The sequence below is a fragment of the Anaerotruncus sp. 80 genome (genome assembly GCF_009936115.1).
Taxonomy (GTDB): Bacteria; Bacillota; Clostridia; order Peptostreptococcales; family Anaerovoracaceae; genus Senimuribacter; species Senimuribacter intestinalis.
This window is the reverse complement of the sequence record NZ_QWES01000011.1, coordinates 84,663-104,855: the sequence shown is the minus strand read 5'-3', so window position 1 is coordinate 104,855 and position 20,193 is coordinate 84,663. Positions and strand designations below refer to the sequence as shown.

Annotated in this window: 17 protein-coding genes and 2 pseudogenes; 2 read left to right on the top strand and 17 right to left on the bottom strand. The window is 43.3% G+C overall.

The annotated features are described in order from the left end of the window. Positions 1-68: 68 nt before the first annotated feature. From rpmE to D1155_RS07010, 3 genes are all read right to left on the bottom strand, one after another. Positions 69-266, bottom strand: a complete 198-nt coding sequence (rpmE, locus tag D1155_RS07020) for a 50S ribosomal protein L31 (RefSeq protein WP_160201678.1) — start codon at positions 264-266, stop codon at positions 69-71. 133 nt (positions 267-399) lie between these two features. Further along, positions 400-1,851, bottom strand: a complete 1,452-nt coding sequence (pepV, locus tag D1155_RS07015; RefSeq protein WP_160201677.1) for a dipeptidase PepV — start codon at positions 1,849-1,851, stop codon at positions 400-402. A 16-nt stretch (positions 1,852-1,867) separates the two neighbouring features. Continuing rightward, positions 1,868-3,148 (bottom strand): cytosine permease, encoded by a 1,281-nt coding sequence (locus D1155_RS07010; protein ID WP_160201676.1) that lies wholly within the window; start codon positions 3,146-3,148, stop codon positions 1,868-1,870. 291 nt (positions 3,149-3,439) lie between these two features. On the opposite strand from D1155_RS07010, the gene D1155_RS07005 reads away from it, so the two are divergent. Next, positions 3,440-4,471 (top strand): aminopeptidase, encoded by a 1,032-nt coding sequence (locus D1155_RS07005; protein ID WP_160201675.1) that lies wholly within the window; start codon positions 3,440-3,442, stop codon positions 4,469-4,471. A 91-nt stretch (positions 4,472-4,562) separates the two neighbouring features. Here D1155_RS07005 and D1155_RS07000 read toward each other — a convergent pair whose 3' ends face one another. The 9 genes and pseudogenes from D1155_RS07000 to D1155_RS06960 form a co-directional block, all read right to left on the bottom strand. After that, positions 4,563-5,723 carry a PucR family transcriptional regulator gene (locus D1155_RS07000; RefSeq protein ID WP_160201674.1) on the bottom strand — a complete coding sequence of 387 codons (1,161 nt, stop codon included), beginning with the start codon at positions 5,721-5,723 and terminating at the stop codon, positions 4,563-4,565. A gap of 101 nt (positions 5,724-5,824) precedes the next feature. Then, entirely contained in the window at positions 5,825-6,601 is a 777-nt protein-coding gene (locus tag D1155_RS06995; protein ID WP_160201673.1) for an enoyl-CoA hydratase/isomerase family protein, read from the bottom strand. Further along, complete coding sequence (locus tag D1155_RS06990; RefSeq protein WP_201759548.1) at positions 6,601-7,797, bottom strand: CoA transferase; 1,197 nt, start codon at positions 7,795-7,797, stop codon at positions 6,601-6,603. The genes D1155_RS06995 and D1155_RS06990 overlap by 1 nt, the downstream gene beginning before the upstream one ends. 117 nt (positions 7,798-7,914) lie before the next feature. Continuing rightward, positions 7,915-9,314: pseudogene (locus D1155_RS06985) on the bottom strand (amino acid carrier protein). A gap of 61 nt (positions 9,315-9,375) precedes the next feature. Further along, positions 9,376-10,908 (bottom strand): annotated as a pseudogene (locus D1155_RS06980) (amidohydrolase). Between the two features lie 90 nt (positions 10,909-10,998). Next, complete coding sequence (locus D1155_RS06975; RefSeq protein ID WP_160201671.1) at positions 10,999-12,264, bottom strand: hydroxymethylglutaryl-CoA reductase, degradative; 1,266 nt, start codon at positions 12,262-12,264, stop codon at positions 10,999-11,001. Positions 12,265-12,268: 4 nt separating this feature from the next. Then, positions 12,269-13,249, bottom strand: coding sequence for a hydroxymethylglutaryl-CoA lyase (locus tag D1155_RS06970; RefSeq protein WP_160201670.1), 981 nt, complete (start codon positions 13,247-13,249; stop codon positions 12,269-12,271). 192 nt (positions 13,250-13,441) lie between these two features. Further along, complete coding sequence (locus tag D1155_RS06965) at positions 13,442-14,593, bottom strand: sigma 54-interacting transcriptional regulator (RefSeq protein WP_160201669.1); 1,152 nt, start codon at positions 14,591-14,593, stop codon at positions 13,442-13,444. Then, the gene (locus D1155_RS06960) at positions 14,581-14,859 is read right to left on the bottom strand and encodes a hypothetical protein (RefSeq protein ID WP_160201668.1); all 279 of its coding nucleotides are present in this window, start codon (positions 14,857-14,859) and stop codon (positions 14,581-14,583) included. The genes D1155_RS06965 and D1155_RS06960 overlap by 13 nt, the downstream gene beginning before the upstream one ends. Positions 14,860-15,405: 546 nt before the next feature. On the opposite strand from D1155_RS06960, the gene D1155_RS06955 reads away from it, so the two are divergent. Then, positions 15,406-16,086: a hypothetical protein gene (locus D1155_RS06955; protein WP_160201667.1), complete on the top strand. Its 681-nt coding sequence runs from the start codon at positions 15,406-15,408 to the stop codon at positions 16,084-16,086. Between the two features lie 61 nt (positions 16,087-16,147). On the opposite strand, the gene D1155_RS06950 is transcribed toward D1155_RS06955, so the two are convergent. The 5 genes from D1155_RS06950 to D1155_RS06930 all read right to left on the bottom strand — a co-directional run bounded on the left by D1155_RS06950 (position 16,148) and on the right by D1155_RS06930 (position 20,192). Beyond that, a complete protein-coding gene (locus D1155_RS06950) occupies positions 16,148-17,374 on the bottom strand; it encodes a Fic family protein (RefSeq protein ID WP_160201666.1) in 1,227 nt (408 codons plus the stop codon). 129 nt (positions 17,375-17,503) lie between these two features. Further along, complete coding sequence (locus tag D1155_RS06945) at positions 17,504-18,400, bottom strand: ABC transporter permease (RefSeq protein WP_160201665.1); 897 nt, start codon at positions 18,398-18,400, stop codon at positions 17,504-17,506. Then, complete coding sequence (locus tag D1155_RS06940) at positions 18,397-19,311, bottom strand: ABC transporter ATP-binding protein (protein ID WP_160201664.1); 915 nt, start codon at positions 19,309-19,311, stop codon at positions 18,397-18,399. Before D1155_RS06940 ends, D1155_RS06945 begins: the two co-directional genes overlap by 4 nt. Then, a complete protein-coding gene (locus D1155_RS06935) occupies positions 19,295-19,741 on the bottom strand; it encodes a hypothetical protein (protein ID WP_160201663.1) in 447 nt (148 codons plus the stop codon). The genes D1155_RS06940 and D1155_RS06935 overlap by 17 nt, the downstream gene beginning before the upstream one ends. A gap of 13 nt (positions 19,742-19,754) precedes the next feature. Next, positions 19,755-20,192 carry a LytTR family DNA-binding domain-containing protein gene (locus D1155_RS06930; RefSeq protein WP_160201662.1) on the bottom strand — a complete coding sequence of 146 codons (438 nt, stop codon included), beginning with the start codon at positions 20,190-20,192 and terminating at the stop codon, positions 19,755-19,757. Position 20,193: the final 1 nt, after the last annotated feature.

The window sequence follows — 20,193 nt, the reverse complement described above, 5'->3', positions numbered from 1 at the left end:
AGACATTCTAATGCATAAAACTAAAAAGCCGGAGACAAATCTCCGGCTTCTGGTTTTTCTGATTATATTTACAGGTTGTACTTGTTCTTGAACTTTTCAACACGTCCACCACGGTTGATGAACTTCTGCTGTCCTGTAAAGAACGGATGACATGCTGAGCAAACGTCAAGTCTCATTTCTTCTTTTACGGATTTCGTAACAAAAGAATTACCACATGCGCAAGTTACTTTACATTCCTTATAATCAGGATGGATTCCTTCCTTCATGCTTCTTACCTCTTTCCTGCTCAGGCAATGCCCGTGCATAATTTATCTGTATCTACTACAGCTTTTATACTATATCACACTTGTTTGCAGGATACAAGTAATTTTTGCAGAAAATTTCTCAGGAAATCGCAGATTATTTTATTGTCTTACAAAGCTCAAGCAAAGCATTTGCATAGATTTCCGTAATTCTCTCGTAATCAGCAACACTGTAGTGCTCATTGGCTTCGTGAGCAAGCTCCTCCTGATCCGGAAACACCGGTCCAAAAGCAATGGCGTTAGGAATTGCCCGCGCATAGGTTGCTCCGCCCAGAGAAATCGGCTGAGACTGCATATCTCCGGTCGCGTCCTGATATACCTTCATGAGCGTTTTTACAATCTCGCTGTCCTTTTCAAAATAGATTGGATCCATGCAGACGCCATATTCCAATTTTCCGTTCAACGCTCTGGTAAGCGGCTTCAGTTTCGCATCAACATCTTCAAAGGTTTTGGTTACCGGATAACGGATGTTCATCGTCAACGTCAACGCATCTTTTTCCATTTTCATCAAACCTACATTGACAGTCATCAAGCCGGAAGCCTCATCTTCCCACCCAATTCCCATCCTTTCTCCGTTATAGTCAAGACCTATATAAGTATGATACTTCTCAATCAAATTCTGCTGCACAAAAATGTAACGCTCTCCCTCACTCAGAAGATACAAAATTTCCATCAAAGCAGAAATCGCATTGACACCCTTTTCCGGTGTCATCGCATGGGCAGCTCTGCCCTTTACTTCAACAAAAACTTCGCCCTCTTTCGTCAAACAAACACCGGTTTCCGCCCCAAGCTTTTCTGCATGTGCGCTGATTTCTTCTATCAATTTTTCTGCCCGGATGCTCTCATCTGTCCATGAGATTTTACATCTTGCGCCAGTAGGCACTACGTTTGCACGTTCACCGCCGCAGAGCTCCTGCAGAGAAAGCGAAGCTTTAGCCGCACCGCCTTCATTTATAACCGGGTAAGATAAATCCGCATTGATCAGCCCTTTCTCACAGAAAATCACAGGAAAGTTAGCATCCGGAACAATGGATATTTCCGGCAGCTCCGGTTTCCCTTCCAGATATCTGGCGATGCTGTTCCACTCTACTTCCTCATCTGTACCAATTACCATTTTCAGTCTGAAATCAGGCGGAAGCAAATTGTTCTCCTTGATATACTTCATTGCGTACATACAGCAAACCATTGGTCCTTTATCGTCAATGGAGCCTCGTCCGTACATTTCTCCATCCTTGATGATTCCCTTAAAAGGCTCAGTTTCCCAGCCTTCACCGGCGTCCACTACATCGGCATGACAGAGAATTCCAATCAAATGATTCCCCTCTCCCAGCGTAATCTCCCCGATATAGTTGCCGATATTTTCAGTGTGAAGTCCCATTTCTTCACCACGCTGCAAAATCTTTGCAAGGCAATCTGCAACATCTTTTCCAAAAGGTGCACTGCAATCATCACTTTGGGTTGCAATGCTGGGAATCTCTATAAGTGCAGAAATATCTCCAAGCAAAGCCCCTCTATTTTCTTCGTAAAATTTTTCAAATTCTCGTTTCATCACAGCCTCCTGTTTCTTAGCTCAGCAGAGAAGCGTCTTTTTTAAGGGCTTTACAAAGAACATAGTACAGTAATCCGGATAAAGCGATGCTCTGTACCAGAACCAGTCCGTCTGTTACGAAAATGTTCATCACAAATCCTGCTAACCAGGAAATAATTCCATACCATACAAAGCCTTCGACCGGCTCCCATTTTGAAGCAGTACCTTTTCTCAGCAGCCAGTAGTCTGACAACATTACGCCGCCCATCGGAGCAAACGCAGCACCCAGCCATGTAATGAATCCCTCAAACTGGTTCATAATTCCAAGAACTGCTAAAATAGTTCCGATTGCACCGGCAATCAGCGTAACCATAGCTCTCTTTTCATCTTTCAGTTTCAAAATATTTACAAGGTTGATACCTGCAAGGTAAGCATTGCTTGTATTTGTAGTCCATGCCGCTAAAATCAGTACAACCATACCTAAAATCGGAAGACCTACATCGCATAAAACCTGACTGACATCATACTGACCCACAGCCTTAGCCATCAGAATTCCGATTACCAGCATGAGAATTCCCGCAGGAAGTACGCCAAATACGGTTGATTTCAGTGTATCTCCACGGTTTTTCTGATAACGGGAGAAGTCTGCAACTGTCATGGTCTGCATACTCATAAATCCTGTCGTCAATGTAATTCCTTGTACTAAAGTCATCGTCGTTTCTGTCTGCGCATTGAGATTTGCAGTACCGTTATTGCGCAGCGCCAAATAACAGCCTACTACACAAACAATCAACAGTGCCGGTACAGCCAGTGTGTTGATTTTTCCAATGGCGTTAATGCCGTATACTGCTGTAACCAGCATGATTGTTCCCCAGATTAAAATGGATACAACCTCCGGAACGTGAATTCCAAAAGAGTTTGCCATCAGATTTGTAAATGCACTGCCGCAAACTGCGGTATTAACGCCAAACCATCCGAGCATTGAAATGGTAAAGAAGAGGCTGTTTAAATATCTTGAGCCCGCTTTACCATAGCTGGACTGTAGTATCACACATGCCGGTACGCTGAGGTCGCTTCCCTCCATACCTCCCAAGCAAGTAAAAACAATAACTAAAGCATATCCGATGCAGCCTGCCAAAAGAGCCTGTGTCAGCGGCATTGCAGAAGCAAGTAATCCTCCAATCAGCATGCTCGGAACGCTAATCATAACGCCGGCATGTAAAAAAGCCATTTCAATCCAGCCCTTTTTCTCTTCCGGTGCAACTTGAGTTAGTGTGGTGGTTTCAACGCCACTACGTTTCTTTTCGTTTTCGTTCATAACTCATCCTCTTTTCTCGATAACAAATATACTTTAATGAATACCTTCCGCAATTCCGCCCCGCCCCTTGGCGGCTGATTAGATTTCAAAGAATGCACCTTTTAGCAGCGAAATGCGTGCACCTGTTACGGTGCTTTCATTTTATATAATATCTGTCTTTTCCGCATTAAAATATTTTAAATGAAAACTTAAAAATATTCAAATATTCTCAATGACAATTTTTCCTCTGTCCACTATACTTTTCCTCGAAGAATGCACTAAAACACTCACTGTAAACAAGGAGGTTATAAAATGTACGATTACGAATTACAAAAAGCTGCGGACACTTTAATTGGCGATCTTTTTAAGGTAAAGCCGGGCGAAACTGTTGTTATCACTTGCGATTCCCTTTCATGTATGAATGTGGTAAACGCTGTTATGTCCAGCGCTCACGCTGCAGGAGCTCTTCCTATGATGATTAAGTTTCCTGCACCGGACGGCATTGGACAGGCCGCAGACCCAAAACTGCCAATTGAGCCGTTAACTGCCGCCGTATCCAACTGCGACGTATGGATTGAATTCAACCAGAAATGGCTGCTCTATTCTACCCCATACCTGCGTGCAATTGAAGCAAACAAAAAAATGCGCTACATGTGCTTGGTAGAATATACCGAAGATGTTTTGATCCGTACTTTAAAAGATCTTAACAGCGAAAAGCTGGCAGCATTTATGAATAAGGTTGCTGATTTAAACAGAGCTGCAAAGGTGACTCGCATGACGACCCCTGCAGGGACTGACGTTACCTTTGAAACCAATCCGGAACACACAATTTTAGTAGATGCAGGTCTTGCTTCAAAGAGCGGTATCTACATGATGGCAGGTCAGCTCAACGTAGTACCTAAGTTTGGTTCTGTAAACGGAACCATCGTCTTCGACGGCACCGTTACTCCTCCTTTTGGAAGAAATCCTGATGTTCCTATCAGATTAACTGTAAAGAACAGCGAAATCGTAAAAGTTGAAGGCGGCGCAGACGCAAAAGCATACGAAAAATGGTTAAAGAGCTTTGACGATCCGGGCATGCTGAAGATGGCTCATGTCGCATACGGCTTCAATCCTGGCGCGCAGCTTTCAGGTAACGTTGTTGAAGACGAAAGAGTTTGGGGCGTTACGGAGTGGGGAATCGGTTATGTAAGCCCGATTATTGCTCCACCTGATGGTCAGCAGGCGATTTCTCATACTGACGGTATTTGTATCGATACTTCCGTATGGATTGACGGCGTTCAGATTATGGATAAGGGTAAAATGGTTGACCCTGAGCTGGAAGCAATGTATCCACACAACTAAGAAACCCATACCTTGCATAGTATCCTTTTGTATGATACTTCTGCCAAAAGGGCTTCGGATAATCCTCCGAAGCCCTTTTGGGATAAAGCTATTATAACATTCGATCTATCATCGTAAGCATGGTAATACAGGTATGAAACTGGACAATATCATCTTCAAATCCTAAAATCTGGCGCAATTTGTTAATACGATACCGAATTGTTGCTTCACTCTGCCCCATAAGATTCGCCGTCTCACGGTAAGAGCCTTTGCATTGTACAAACATTTTGCATGTATTAAACAAGGTCGAGTCATTTTCACTTCGATAGATAGAAATCAAAGATTTCAGGCTGTCATAGTAACTGTATAATTCACTGCTATCCTTCAACTTCATAATCAACGTCAAAATGGATTTGTTGTCATAGACAATTCTCTTTTCCTGGAGATAATAGGCGGTATCCAGGGCAAGAAGTCCCTCATCGAGGCAAAGATTCACTTCCTTCTTGGGGTGTACTGCACTGACCCCTGCCGTATAATTGGAAAAATACTGTTCCAAATAGTTACAAAAAATTGTTTGGATTTGATTAAGCTCCTCTTCACTGTCATGACTGATTAAAAAATAATGCAGATTATCGTGGAAAATATAGACGTCCTTCTGCCTTTTTAAAAAATACGCCATCAAATCATTCTCCATCATAGGTGAATGTAGATTTCCGCGAACAATAACTATTTGCAACAGTTTTTTAAATTTAGGATTAATACTCTCTAACACCCGTTTTTTCTCTGCATCGTTAAGCTTTCCTGTATGAATTTCATTTAATTTATTCCCATTGAAAATATGGTAATACTTCTGAATGATTATATTATTAATTGTCTCCATAATAGACGCATAAGAAACTGTCCAGCTCACCATAATCAATGGCAGCTTTCCTCTATTACACTGCTCTTTTATTTCTTCGGTAATCAGGTGCGCATTCTCATCTGTGATAATCAGCGCACTGCATTGAAAATTAACCAAGACCTGAATAAATTTCGTAAACTCCTGCGGCTGTGTTGCAAATTGATCGAGACCGGAGATATACAAATCTCCCTTTTTCACAATACTTTTGTCAAAGATGCCGGATTTCACCGAACAGTCATAGACAGAGGTTCGATTGACTACATTATCAAGATACTTTTTTCCTGCAAGAACCTTCGCATTTTCAAATAACGGCTGCTTTAAAATCAGTTCTATTGTGCACAACATAACCTTCCTGCCTACCTTTCTTTCCATTTTTCACAGTATACCACAGAAATCTCTGCGGTAGAAGTATCAAAAATTAACATAAGGGCTCCGCTCAATTCCTCAAATCATTGTAGCAGAACCCCCCTCTTTTACCATTTCCGAGAAGGAAACTCCGGTTTTCTCTTGTCATAAAATGAAGCAAGGCCTTCTTTTGCGTCTTCACTGGTGAAAGCTTTGTATCCAAGCAGTGCTTCCGTCTCAAAAGCCTGCTCCAGCGGGATTTCCCGCAGCTTCAGTACTGATTCTTTCGCAGTCTGCACTGCCGTCGTACTTAGAGTGCAAAATTTCTTTGCAATTTCCATTGCCTTATCCATCACGTCCTTCGGTGCAACAACATGGTTCAGCACCCCGTAGTCAAGAGCTGTTTTGGCGCTGATTTTCTCACCCATCAAAATCAGTTCCATCGCTCTGATGTAAGGAATCTGTCTTGCCAATCTCGCCAGAGTTCCTCCTGCCGGTACAATGCCTAAAGAAACCTCCGGAAGAGCAAATGTGGCTTCGCTGGACGCTACTCGGATGTCTGACGCCAGCATAATTTCAAAGCCTCCGCCCATACAGTGTCCATTGACTGCACAAATTACAGGTTTATACATATCCACATGCTTGAGATGGGCTGGATCCCATTCGTCAATATAATGACCCTGTCCTAAATAAGGAAGGGATTCTGTCAAATCCGCACCAACACAAAAGGCTTTCTCTCCTGCGCCGGTTAAAATACACGCCGCAACTTGATTATCTGCCTGCGCCTTTTTAAAGGCTTCTCCTAAATCCTCATACATCTGCAGGGTGAGAGAGTTCAATTTCTCCGGTCTGTTAAATTTTATAACGGCAATCCCGTCTTTCACTTCATAAGAGATATTTTTCATTACAGAACTCCTTTCTCACGCAATCTCTCAATCTCCGATCCAGAAAGCCCAAGGAATTCTTTATAAACCTCCTGATTGTGCTGTCCGATTTCCGGTGCTTTTCCCGATGTATCGCACGGCGTTTTGCTCAGTTTAATCGGCGTTCCGAATAATTTCCCCTGCGCACTGCCGTATGTATAATCGATAAACATCTCTCTGGCATTGAGCTGCGGATCCTCCAGCACCTGATCAATTGCATGAATTGCTGTAAGTGGTAACTTGTCGGCAAGGGCGTCCTGCAGCTCCTGACATGTATAATTAGAAAACCATTCATTTATTTTAGGCAAAACTCTTCTCTCGTACACCTCTTCGTCAAAACGTTTCGGCATGGTGTCAATTTCAGGGTCGGATAAAAGCTCCGGCTCGCCGAAGAATTCGCAGGTAGTTTTCCAAAATCTGTCTGTATAGCCACCGAAGAAAACTTCCCCGTCCTTGGCTTTAAATTTTCCGTAAGGTCTGCAAAGGGGATGATCATTGCCGAGAGGCGTCTGCACCTTGCCTCCAACAGTATAATTGGACACTGCATTTTCCGTCAGCGCCAAAGAGGAGTCCAGCTGGGCTACATCGACAAGCTGCCCCTCTCCGGTTTTTTGGGCATGAATATACGCTGACAGTGTTCCAATGGCGCCGAAAAAGGTGGCTGCCAAATCGCCGATGATCGTTCCAATTCTAGTCGGTTCCCCTGGCATACCGTTCATAGACCAAAGACCGCTGAGAGCCTGACCGCTGTTATCATAAGCAGGCCATGAGGAGTACGGTCCCGTCTGTCCAAATCCTGAAATCGCAGTATATACAATTTTAGGGTTATATTTCTTTAAATCTTCATAGCCGACGCCCAGTTTATCCATCACGCCTGCTCGATAATTTTCAATGACAATATCTGCCTTTTCAACCAGCTCTCTAAAAAGCTCCTTCCCCTTCTCCTCTTTGAGATTTAAGGTAATGGCCTGCTTATTTCGATTATACTGTGCAAAAAAGGCGCTCTGTTTTTTCTCGCCGTCTACAAGATACGGCTCAAAGTCGCGGGTATAATCCGGGTCCTTCGGATTCTCGATTTTAATGACCCGTGCGCCTAAATCTGATAAAATCATAGTCGCATAAGGGCCTGCTACTACTCTTGTTAAATCCAGTACTGTTACACCTTCTAATGGTTTCATACCTATTTCCTCCATGAATTCGTACCGAAAAACCGTAATTTCTTCGATTTTCCGGTACCTACCCAAAATAAGATTCATTACTTTACAGAATATATTTTTTGTTTAACAACATACTTTCTATTTCTTCGCTCTCTTTTCTTCCATGTCGGCAAGATAGTATTTGCCCGGTGTATGGAAGAATTCATCCTGCAGCTTAACAACCTGCGGCACCAGCCAGATAACAGCAACCATATTCGGTATGATAAACAACGCATTAAAGAAGTCATTGAGCTGATATACCACGGTCAATTCCATACCGAAGGTTACAATAATCATCGTTGCAATTGCAATAAATCTCCATGCAACACCGGCTTTTGGTGTTTTAAACAGGAACTCTGCCTGTCTTTCATCGTAGAAAATAACCACAGTAATCGTCGTAATTACAAACAGTAACACGCAAATCGCTACAAAGTAATCTCCAGCCACACCAAAGACAGTGTGAAATGCCGCCTGTCCTAAAGCGCCGGCATCAATACCGGGCATCTTCCAAACGCCTGTAGTCAGCACTGCAAGCGCTGTAGCCGTACAAACTAAAATCGTATCTACGCCTACTTCAAAAACACCCCACATTGCCTGTCTAATCGGGTGATCAACATCTGCAGCCGCATGAGCTGACGGAGCTGAACCAAATCCCGCTTCATTGGAGTACACACCCCTTGCAGAACCCCAACGCAGCGCCAGCGCTACAGTGGATCCTGCAAAGCCGCCAACGGCCGCATGCGGTGCAAAAGCATACACAAAGATGCTTCCCAGTGATGGAAGAATTTCACCAGCATTAAGTACCAGAATGATAATTACACCTAACAGGTACAACGCTGCCATAATCGGCACTGCTTTTTCCATAACCTTGGCAATTCTTTTAATTCCGCCGAAAACAATAACTGCAACAATTACTGCAACGATAATACCGAATACTGTTCCGTTAATACCAAAAACAGAAACCTGCGCACTGGCAGACAAAGTCTGAGACGCTACAGACGGAATACCTGCAATCATGGTGAAAAATGCACAGAAAATAGCGATTGCATGTCCTGCCTTTTTCCCTCCGCATAACTCCTTTACATAGCTGAAAGCGCCGCCGACCCATTCACCTTTTTCGTTTTTAGTCCTGTACTTCATACAAAGCGCAATTTCAACATACTTTGTACAGCCGCCTACAATCGCAATAATCCACATCCAGAAAATCGCTCCGGGACCGCCTAAAGCGATGGCTACCGGCACACCTACAATGTTGGAGGCTCCGATGGAGGAAGCCAAAGCAAAGCAGAGCATGCTGCTGCAAAAGAAGAAATTTTATCATCTTCCCCTTTGGCAAACATCTTTCCAAAAGTCTGTGAACAGATGTAACGGAGTTTTGTAATCTGAGGAAAACCTAAGCGAAAACTCATATACAGTCCACCGCCAACGATTAAAATCAAAATGGGGAGCCCCCAAAACCAGTTCGCACATGCGACACAAAAATTTATAATACCTTGCATAGTAAATCCTTTCTATGTATCAAAAAATATATCCTGTAAATTTAAATCTCGATCCTTATATCTATTGTTTTTTCATTTTATCATATACACAATCACCGTCTAAATAGGTTTTTTCTACAACGATTTCATCGATGCGTTGTGGATCTATTGTAAAAATATCCTCAGATATAACTGCAAAGCTGGCACGATAGCCGGCGGTCAGCTGTCCCAGATTTCTAAAACCTGCAATCTCCGCACCCTCTTTGGTATACATGCGAAGAGCAGTTTCTACATCTATGCAGTTTTCTCTGCCGCAGTCCGTTCCGTCATAGGCAGTTCTTGTTACTGCACATTTTATGTTTGGAAACGGATTTGACGGTTCTGCCCAGGATGTGGCCGGTGCGTCTGTGGACAAGGCTACTTTAACCCCACGGGCAAGCAAATGCTTAATCGGATAAGTTTCCTTTATTCACTCCATTCCCAGATTGTTCCGATAGCTTTCAATCTCCGCATACATGAAAATACTTTGGGTGGAAAATGCGATGTTTTCCCTCGCCGCCCTGTCGATGGCCTGCTCTGACGGATCAGTGATATGTTCCAGCCTTATAGACGGCTTATCTGAAAGCCACTGACCCTCTCTGCATGCAATTTCAGTCATACGGTCGATGGCACGTTTTCCCATCGTGTGTACCGAAAGCTGGCAATGATTCTTCTTACAAAAGGCTATCGCACTTTCTACTTCCTCATCGCTGCAGACTGAAATGCCGTACTCCGTATCGCTGCCCAAATAAGGTCTATCCATCCAGGCAGTCCTGCCGCCTACGCTTCCATCACCGATCAATTTGATTCCGGCTTTGCGGATTTGCCGCTTTGGCTCTGCAATTTCCTCGCTCCATTTAAACTCAGGATTTTTACGAATTAAATCCCAAATATAATACATGGCTACATCTTGCTTAAAGCCTCTCTTTGCGGCTTCCTCATAGTACTCAAAATAGTCCACAGAGTCCAGATTTCCCATATCCGTCACAGCTACAATGCCCTGTGAAAGCAGTAGTTCTCCCAAAGAAACAAGACTTTCGATGACCTGCTCTTTGGATTTTTCCGGCAAAATCTCCCCAACCAGATGTCTTGCATTTTCTTTTAAAATGCCTGTAGGCTCGCCGTTTTCATCTCTGTCGATTTCCCCGCCCGGCGGGTCAGGTGTATCCTTTGTAATTCCGGCAAGTTCCAGCGCTTTACTGTTCACACTGCGAATATGGGAGCAGGAACGAAGCAGCTCCACAGGATATTCTGTCGTCGCTTTGTCCAAATCCCATCTGTTTGGGCTGCGGTGCTCTGCAAATTTTTCTTCGTCATAGCCCCAGCCCTGAATCCATTGATTTGGTTTGCTATCGCTGCTTTTCTCTCTGATAACCTCCGTAAGCTCTTCTATAGAATGTACCTTTGGAGGCAGACAGGAAATTTTAGCGGCACAGTCCGCCAAAATGACGGGGTGCATATGGCTGTCCACTAGGCCCGGTATCACCCGCTTCCCGCCTAAATCCGTAACGGGATATCCTGTTTCCGGCAAGTCCTCCTGTTTTCCAATCCATGAAATAACGCCGTCCTCTACCACAAAGCATTCTTCAAAAGGCTCCTTTGTATCTGCGGTAAATACCTTACCGTTTATGAAAACTTGATTACTCACTTTGTTCGCTCCTTTTTATTATGCCTTTTGATAGCGGTCAAATAATTCCTGTGCGTACTCTAATCTGACGTTTTTCTCCGTCACCATTTTCGCTACGATCTTCTCTAAGATCTCGCCCTTTGCGCCTACTGTATTTGCCAGATTTCTAGCGTGCAGAGACATATGGCCTCTCTGAATACCTTCTGTTGCCAGAGCCTTCATCGCAGCCAGATTATTTGCAAGACCTGCTGAGGCGATAATCTGTCCCAGCTCTGCCGCTGTCTTAACGCCCAAGATTTTTACAGCTGTCTGTGCCGCAGGGTGAATCTTTGTCGCTCCGCCTACAAGACCTACTGCCATTGGCATTTCAATACAACCAACCAAATCACCGTTTTCATTTTTCTCCCATGTGGTCAAAGAAGTGTATTTTCCATTTCTTGCTGCATAGGAATGGGCACCTGATTCGATGGCTCTAGTATCGTTTCCTGTTGCCATTACTACCGGAATAATGCCGTTCATGATGCCTTTGTTGTGGGTAGCCGCTCTATATGGGTCTGCCGCGGCAAAGGCATATGCGTTGATAATCTTATCTGCAACTTCCTCACCGCCGATAGCTTCTTTCTTCCATACTGCTCTGGATCTGACGATTCTGTGGTCAGCCAGGTTGGATAAAATTCGCAGTTCTGCAACGCCGCCTGTTAATTTTTCAATATATGGAGATACCGCTTCAGCCATGGTATTTACGGCATTTGCACCCATTGCATCTAAAGTGTCAACTAAAAGGTGTACAATGACCATCGGTCCTACGATTGAGTCGATGACTCTAACCTCTACATCCTTTGCGCCGCCGCCGAACTTAACTAAAACCGGATCCTTTTCATTACAGATTTTGATAATCTCTTCCTTGTTTTCCAAAATAGCGCTCTTTGCAGCAAAAGGCGTCGCCACGTCAAGGATTTGAATCTGCGCAATCATAATATTTCCAGAAGTGCTTGCAACAAAGCCGCCTGCGCCTCTTGCCATTTTTGCGGCATTACTGCAGGCTGCAATAACAGAGGGCTCTTCTGTAACCATAGGAATCACCACATCCTTACCGTTGATGACAAAGTTGATTCCAACGCCCATAGGCAAAGCAAATTTTCCGATTACATTTTCCACCATATGATCTGCTTTATCCATATCTAAAGCGTCTGCATTCTTAAGAATCTCCTGCTCCTTGGCGGAAAGCGCTGCGAACTCCGCAACTTCTTTCATTCTTTCTTCTACGGATAATTTGAAAAATCCTGAATAACTGCTTGTTTTCATTTCTTTACTCTCCTAACTCTTTCATTGAGGCGGTAAAGGAGTCCAGGGTTCTTCCCAGAATTCTTTCCACCATCTGCTCAATTTGGTAACACTTCTTTTCATCAATCCCTGTTTCAATACCCATTGTATTTAACATAGATACGAAGTCGCATGTTTCCACAAGGCCTGTACGCTTTGTATCAAAGTAATATGAGCCAATCCCTTTCACCGGCACACGGTCTACAATATTTGCTACCTGACCGCCGATTCCGCCCAGGGTGCAGTCAAAGGTTTCAACGCCTGCTTCCATCGCCGCATAGTAGGACGCCATTCCCATTCCTCTCACATCGTGCACATGGAAAGAATGCATGGACGTATCCGGATAGGCTTTCATCACATGTGAAAAGTAGTTATAAACCCTCTCCGGATCTGCAATGCCGTCAGGATCGGAGTGTTCAATCTCGTCAAATCCGATATCAAAGGCTCTGTCTACAAATTCATATGCCCTTTCTATAGGGACTTCTCCCTGAATCGGACAGCCGAAAATGGTTCCGATATTCGCAAAGACTTTTTTAATTCCCAGGGAATGGAGAAATTTTACGTTCTTCTCCGCCTCAAGGAAAAGCTCTTCATGGGTTCTGTTCATATTCTTTCTGGCATAAGCCTCGCTGGTCGCCAGCTGTCCGCAGAGAACTCTATCTATCTGAACACCTTCTTCAAGAGCCTGCGCAACTCGCTCGCAAGCCTTTGTATTCAGCGCAAGAACCGTGTACTCCACATCCTCACGGTGAGGAAGACATTTCAGAACTTCTAAAATGTCTTTGAATTGGGGCACGTACTTGATATGACTGAACGTGCCGATTTCAATCCGCTTAAAGCCGGCATTCATCAGTCTTTCCGCAATCCAAAGCTTCGCCTCAGTTGGCACAAACAGCTCTTCATGCTGAAATCCGTCTCGAAGAGTTACATCAATTACATCAATCTGTTTTGGTAAATTCTTCTTCACACTTTCATCTCCTTCAATTCCTTTTTACGATTACCTATCGCAAAGGGTATGCCAACCGAGAATTCTAAAAAAAGCACAACAAAAAACGCTTGAATTTCAAGCGTTTCATTGATTTTACATATTTATTGCAGCTTGGTTCCATCCTGGAATATCTGTAAAAAAATATTTATTTATAAAAATATTTTTATAAATTCAAAATTTTTTATGGGATATGCCCAGCTTTTTTAAGCGATACTGCAGCTTTTGCGGCGAGATATCAAGGCGTGCTGCCACATCACTCAGTTTTTCTTCCTGCTCCATTATCATCTCTATAATTTCTTTCTCATAGGCTTTAAGCATATCCTCTAAGCTGTGCTGACTGCCCGGCTCTATTTTTTGAATTCCCAGCGGTGCAGGTTTATGCTCCGGTATTTTTACCTTCTGTTCATCACTGATTGTTTTTACAAGCTGCATTCTTCGAAACAAAGGATTTACACTTTCCAAACTAATTTGCGCCTTCTTCTCAAGATTAAATGCGCTTTCGATGATGTTTTTCAGTTCCCGCACATTACCCGGCCAATCCCATTGAACAAAAACCTGCTCAGTTAAAGAACTGATACCCTTAATGCTCCGATTCATCTTTTCATTATAATAAGCGATAAAATGCTCCGCCAAAAGAAGAATATCCTCTGGTCGCTGTCGCAAAGGCGGAATTTCAATCTGGAGAACGCAAATGCGATAATACAAGTCCTCACGAATCCGCTTTTCTCTCAAAAGTTTTTCCAAAGGCTCGTTGGTAGCACAAATCAGCCTCACATTAAACGGAATATCTTTGCTGCCCCCGATTCGTCTCACTTTTTGTTCTTCAATTGCTTTCAAAAGTTTTGCCTGCATCCCTAAGTCGAGGGAATTGATTTCATCAAGAAACAGTGTGCCGCCGCTTGCCATTTCAAAAAGCCCTTCTCTGGACTCTGCCCCGGTAAAGCCGCCCTTTTCCGTTCCGAAAAACATACTTTCCAAAAGATGTGGGGGAATCGCTGCACAGTTTTGTGCAATGAAATTCTTGGCTCTTCTCTTTCCCTCTGAATGGATTGATTCAGCAATCATCTCTTTCCCGGTGCCTGTTTCCCCGTAAATCATCACCGGAGAATCGCTGTTGCTGACTTCTAAAATCAACGCCTTGATTTCTTCCATTTTTTTATTCTGCGTAATAATATCGTCTGTTACATACAGCTTCTGCTTAATATACTCCGAAGTCTTTAAATTCTGCAAATAGAGAAGCTGCGCCACATTAGCAGCGCCTACAATCAAGCCATTTTCCACAATCGGATAGGTACTGCCTCGAAGTACCATCAATGCTTCCACGTTAAGACCTGAGGCTCGTCTATGGACATTTTTCCCGTCTTAAGAGTCTGCAATACAGTGCTTGTCTCTTCAGATAATTCTTCATAAAAATCCGTCAGGTGTTCGCCTATAATCGACCTCTCCCACTCCGGAATGACAGAATTAGACATTCTTCCAAACCATGTGCTGTATTCCACAATCCCATTCTTATTGACAATTAGAATACCATCATATTTGGTGTTATCAATCTGCATAATTTGATTCAGTTTGTTAATAAGTCCGCCCATGAAGAAATCTTCTTTTTCAGCGATTTACGTACCTAACGTTGATATTAGTATACCATGAGTAGAAGCCTATTTCCAATAAGGAATTTTGCTGGATACTTATTCTTCCATCTCTAAATTCAGGCGCTGTAAAATATCTCTAATAATGCCTTCGTCCTGAATAAAATTGATATCAAAACATTTTGCTGTAGCTCCACGTTGCTAATTTCCTCAAATAAATAAGCATTGCTTGTAATAAATCGCCGCATTTCTACAAAGCACGTATAATACCAATGCTTGCCAGCATCGCCTCACAACGATTTTGCCTTTTAAATTACAATCATACGATTAGCACATCTTGACGAAGTTTCCAGTAGTTTTGGTTATATTTTCTCAAAAAAATTTTACATTTTTTTATAAAAACCAATTTGACCCATTATTTTTCAACGATAACTATTTCATATTTCCATAAAATTTCTAACCGTTTTTATCTTCTCCTACTGGACAAACCGCCCTGTCTATGGTAAAATTTAGAAAATCATGTAAAATTAAAGAAAGGACAAGATTGCAATGAAAAAGAAAGTATTTCGTTTAATTGGACTGCTTTTAATCGTTATGATGGCAACCACATCACTGTCCTTTGCCGCCACGTCCAAGCAGACTCCAATCACCAAGCCTACCGTCACCGTAAAGAACATAGACGACAATTACCTGAAAGTTTCATGGAGCAAACGCACCAAGGCAGTCAAATACAATGTTTACCGCGCCACGTCCAAGAGCGGCACTTATAAAAAAATCGCTACTACTACCAGAACCTACTACAACGACAAAACCGTTGATAATAACAAGACCTACTACTATAAGGTTAAAGCACTCGGTAAGTCTTCCAAATATAACAGCAAAATGAGCATCCCTAAGTCCGGCAAAATCAGTTTCGCTGGAGAAATCCGGGTATCGAAAGAATACTTTAACCTGACGCCGGAAAATCCGTCCTTTAAGATTTATGTCAAAGGAATTAATACTGAGGACGATTTAACCTTAGCTTATGACGATTACTATATCGAACTAGAAATTGAGGATGCCAATGACACAGGCTGGTATCCGATCACCGTAACCTGTCTGCTTGCGCCAGAGGATTATTATTCCGGAGAGGAAACAGAAATCGAACTCTACTTTGAAAAGCACGAACGTCTTTATAAGAAAATCGTTACTGTTTACTTCTTCGAAAATGAAGGCGAACTCGCCGCATAAACATATGAATGACAACATTAAAAGGGACCGGCTCAAGATGAGTCAGTCCCTTTCTATTACTTTAGCTGCGCAGAAATTCTAAAAGTGACGCAGGTTCTAATTTATAAACCAGCTTGCGTCCCTCTTTTTCGATAGCGATAGGTACACCAGAGTTGATCAAATCCATAACATATGAGTGCGCAGCAGATACCCCAACCCGCAAAAGTCCGGCAAGCTGGCTTTTACCTAAAGGCTCGTTGGAAAAGATTGCATTCTGTATCAAAAACCATAAAACATCAATGGTTCTTCTGCGCTCGTTTTCATTACATCCGTCATATTTTATTTTCAGCGCTTTCCTATATGCATTCAGCATATCTCTTCCCTCTTCCAGCTTCTCTATGAGCGAATCAATTGACCTTTCTACAACTTCAGAAAAATAGATGAGAAAATAGGTCAGTTCTCCTCTGTTCAGCCCATTGTTACAAATATCAAAAGCTTTATAATACTCGCTTTTGTTCTCCTTAATAGTGTAGGCAAGGCGAAGAGCAGTCAGCGTGTTGAACTCTTTTTTCAAAAGATAACTGCTCAGGAATCTGCTCAATCTTCCGTTTCCGTCATAAAATGGATGCACGTAGCCAATCATGTAATGCAAAATAGCAACCTTATGAAGGTTCAGAATGTCCTGCCGCTTAAAAAGCGCCAGCGTCTGATCTATATATTCGATGATTTTCTGTTCTGGATAGACGCCTTTGTGTTTTACCTGCTGCGTACCAGAGATAACTTCCGCCAAATCTTTTCTGAAAATCTCTCCGTCCGGCCAGTTTGGCTTCTCAATCTCAGCAAGAACAATTTCGTCATACAGATTCCGAACATCCTGACTCGTCTCCAGGGCAATTTCATAAGGTGCACTCCCATTCTCCAGGAACATGTATTTTTCAACGAGTCCGGCGAACCGTCCTTTCTTGGGTGCATGCTCATCTGTCTCCATGACGCTGATAATTTCTTTGCGCGTACTTCTTATTCCTTCGATATCGTTAGTAATGATAATTTCATCGATCAGGCAGTTTCTCTCGTAAAACTTATATGCGACCCCAGGAAGCACAGCGCAGAGCTTTTCAAGCTGCGCAAATTTTTTATAAAGGCGTGCCATCTGCAACGCAAATTCCGGGTGATTCACATAAAAGGCCTCATAGTCACCAATCTGAAAACCCAGAGAAATCGTATCCGCTCGATTTTTTCGTGCAGCAAATTCAGTCTCAAAAATATCTTTATTTTTATAATAAACCTTACTCAGAAGTTTATAACTCATAAAAATACGTCCTTTCAGATAGTTTTCACTATATTTTATCATCTAACTCTCAAAAAATCAATATTTTCGAGAGTTAATTTTATTATATGCGATTTTCCTGGAACATATTCTTCTTTTTAGACTTTTCGCTTACGCTTTCTGCACTCTCCCCAGCACCACATATACGCCAATGAGAATCACCACAGCGCCGCCAAGCACCAGATACATCGCAGGCTCTGTGACCTCGTGTCCGCAAAATTCAAGATTACTGTCAAAAGCGCCGCGCAAACCGTCCACCGCCTGAGAAGGCAGCACCTCCTCCATGGCTTCATAAGTGCCGCGCATCAGGTGGCTGTGCAAAAGCGCAGTGCCATAAGTGCCGGGCAGAAATGAAATAAATTTTTGAATGCCTTCTGAAAACTGAGAAACCGGCATATAGGCGCCACAAATAAATCCGTATCCTGCACTGACGATTGTGCCGACCGCAGACATCTGACCCTGCGTTGAAAGAAAGTGGTTAATCACTGACGAAAGCGCCGTGCCAAACATGGTCAACAGCACCACATCCAGACAAGTCAAAAGCACATCTTCCCCTGACAAATACCATCCCAAACTCCTCAGATAAACAAGGCACGCGCCCAGCGCCACAACGCATATGATCAGCGTAGAGATTGCCGTGGAAATATAATATCCCATAGCAAGAGTGCCGTGACCAACCGGCGCCATGGTCAAATCGATCCTTGCACCCGTCACCTTATCCTGTACCATCAGCATGTTAGCACAAAAAGCCACAGTCACACAGCAAACCGCTAGAAGGGAGGAAAAAAGCCAGCCGCCAACAAATCCCTCGACCAAACTGCTATCCAGCTCTGTAACTCCAGGAATATCAGCAACAGTCGCATCCAGACTATCCCGGTACACATTGCCCAAAAACGTTACAAATAGCACCAGCAAAATCAGCGGTGTAATCAGCGATGTGAAGAACATTCCCTTATCCTTAAAAAACAACTTTGTGTTTCGCCACACTAGCGCATTTAATCCCTTCATTTTTCTTCCCCTCCTTGTAGAGCCTTGCCCGTTACCGCAAGAAATACATCATCCATTTTTCCCTTCGTAATCTCATAATCCGTAAAAAGCTTCGGCTTCGCTACAATAAAACTCGTTGCCGCCGCTGTATCCGCAACCGTCAGCCGGCAGCCACCAGGTACTTTTTCATACGGCACACCAAAACCTGCTGCTTGCTCCTCTGAGATACCATACATGATAATAAAGTCACCTGTATAAGCGTTCTTCAGTGCAAGTGGCGTTCCCTCCGCAGCAATTTTTCCGCTGTCCAAAATCACCACATAATCCGCTTCTGCCGCCTCCTCCATGTAGTGGGTTGTCAGAAATACCGTCATGTTCTCTTTGCGGCGAAGTTCGCGCACCACATCCCAAAGAAGTCTTCTCGTCTGCGGATCAAGTCCTGTCGTCGGCTCATCCAGCACTAGGATGCCAGGCTTATGTAAAAGCGCCCTGGCGATATCAATGCGCCGTCTCTGACCGCCTGAAAGCTTTCCCACGGTTCTCTTCAGCAGATCTCCGAAATCCAGCAGCTCTGCAAGCTCTGCGAGTCTTTCCTCAAAGGCTTTTCCGCAAATACCGTAAAGCGCCGCCCGGCTTTTCAGATTGTCGCGCACAGAAAGCGCTTTATCCAGCACCGAATTCTGAAACACTACGCCCAGCTCCTGCTTTACATCATTCATACTTTCATCGGTATTTTTGCCATCGACAAGTACCGTTCCGGCATCTTTCGAAAGCTGACCGCAAATAATGGAAATAGTCGTGCTCTTGCCTGCACCGTTGACACCCAGAAAAGCGAACAACTCCCCCTCTTTCACGTGAAAGCTCAAATCCTGTACCGCCTTCACATCACCAAAGCTTTTGCTCAGATGTTTGATCTCAATGATATGCTTCATCTCTTTCCCTCGTTTCCTTTAATTCTTTATTGATTGCGTCCGCAATTTTTTGATCGCCCAAATAGGTCAGCCACCGTACCAAACCATCAATGACTAACACTGTGATAAAAAAGAGAACACCTCCAATCAAATTCTCATACATGTTAATGATTCTGCCCGCCGTCATCAAAACCGCTAAAAGCAAAATCGTATGTGCAATGGTGCGATTCTTCCATTGTTTCGTGCTCAGTTCTTCTCCGCTGTAGTAAACAGCGCCCGGCAGAATTGCAAAAATAGAAAAAATTCCGCAATGCCAAAGATAATCAACTTCCAGCATCATAACCGGCGGCGTATTAACAAATCTACAGAAAAACAAGGTCGCCGCCATGGTGCATGTATAACATATGAAAAACTGCAGCAGCATCATTCGCACTAATTCTCGCATATTCATATCTATCGTCCTCCTATAGTCCCATTTTCTTTTTCAAAGCATTGACATACTGCCTTGAAACGATAACCTTTTCGCCGTTCAGCAGTGTCACTTCAAACCGTCCCGAAAGGGACGGCTTAATAAAGTCAATTTTATCCCCATTGAGTACCATGGATTTGGATGTTCTCAAAAATTTAGTTTCAGCGCTCAGCTTTTCAAACTCATAAAGCCTTAATTTACTTTCAAAGACGCAGTCTTTACAATATAGAAAGGACTTTCCGTCCACAACTTCAAAATAGTACACCTCATCAAAAGAAAGGCGATGAATTTCCCCATTGCGATAAGCTGTAAGACCGGACTGTAAATTTTCTATCTGATGCACCAGTCTCTGCAAATCATCGCTGACCTCATAACATCGGAGGATAATTTCTTCTTCCTGCCCTTTTGCTATTTGTTCTACCCTGATTCTCACA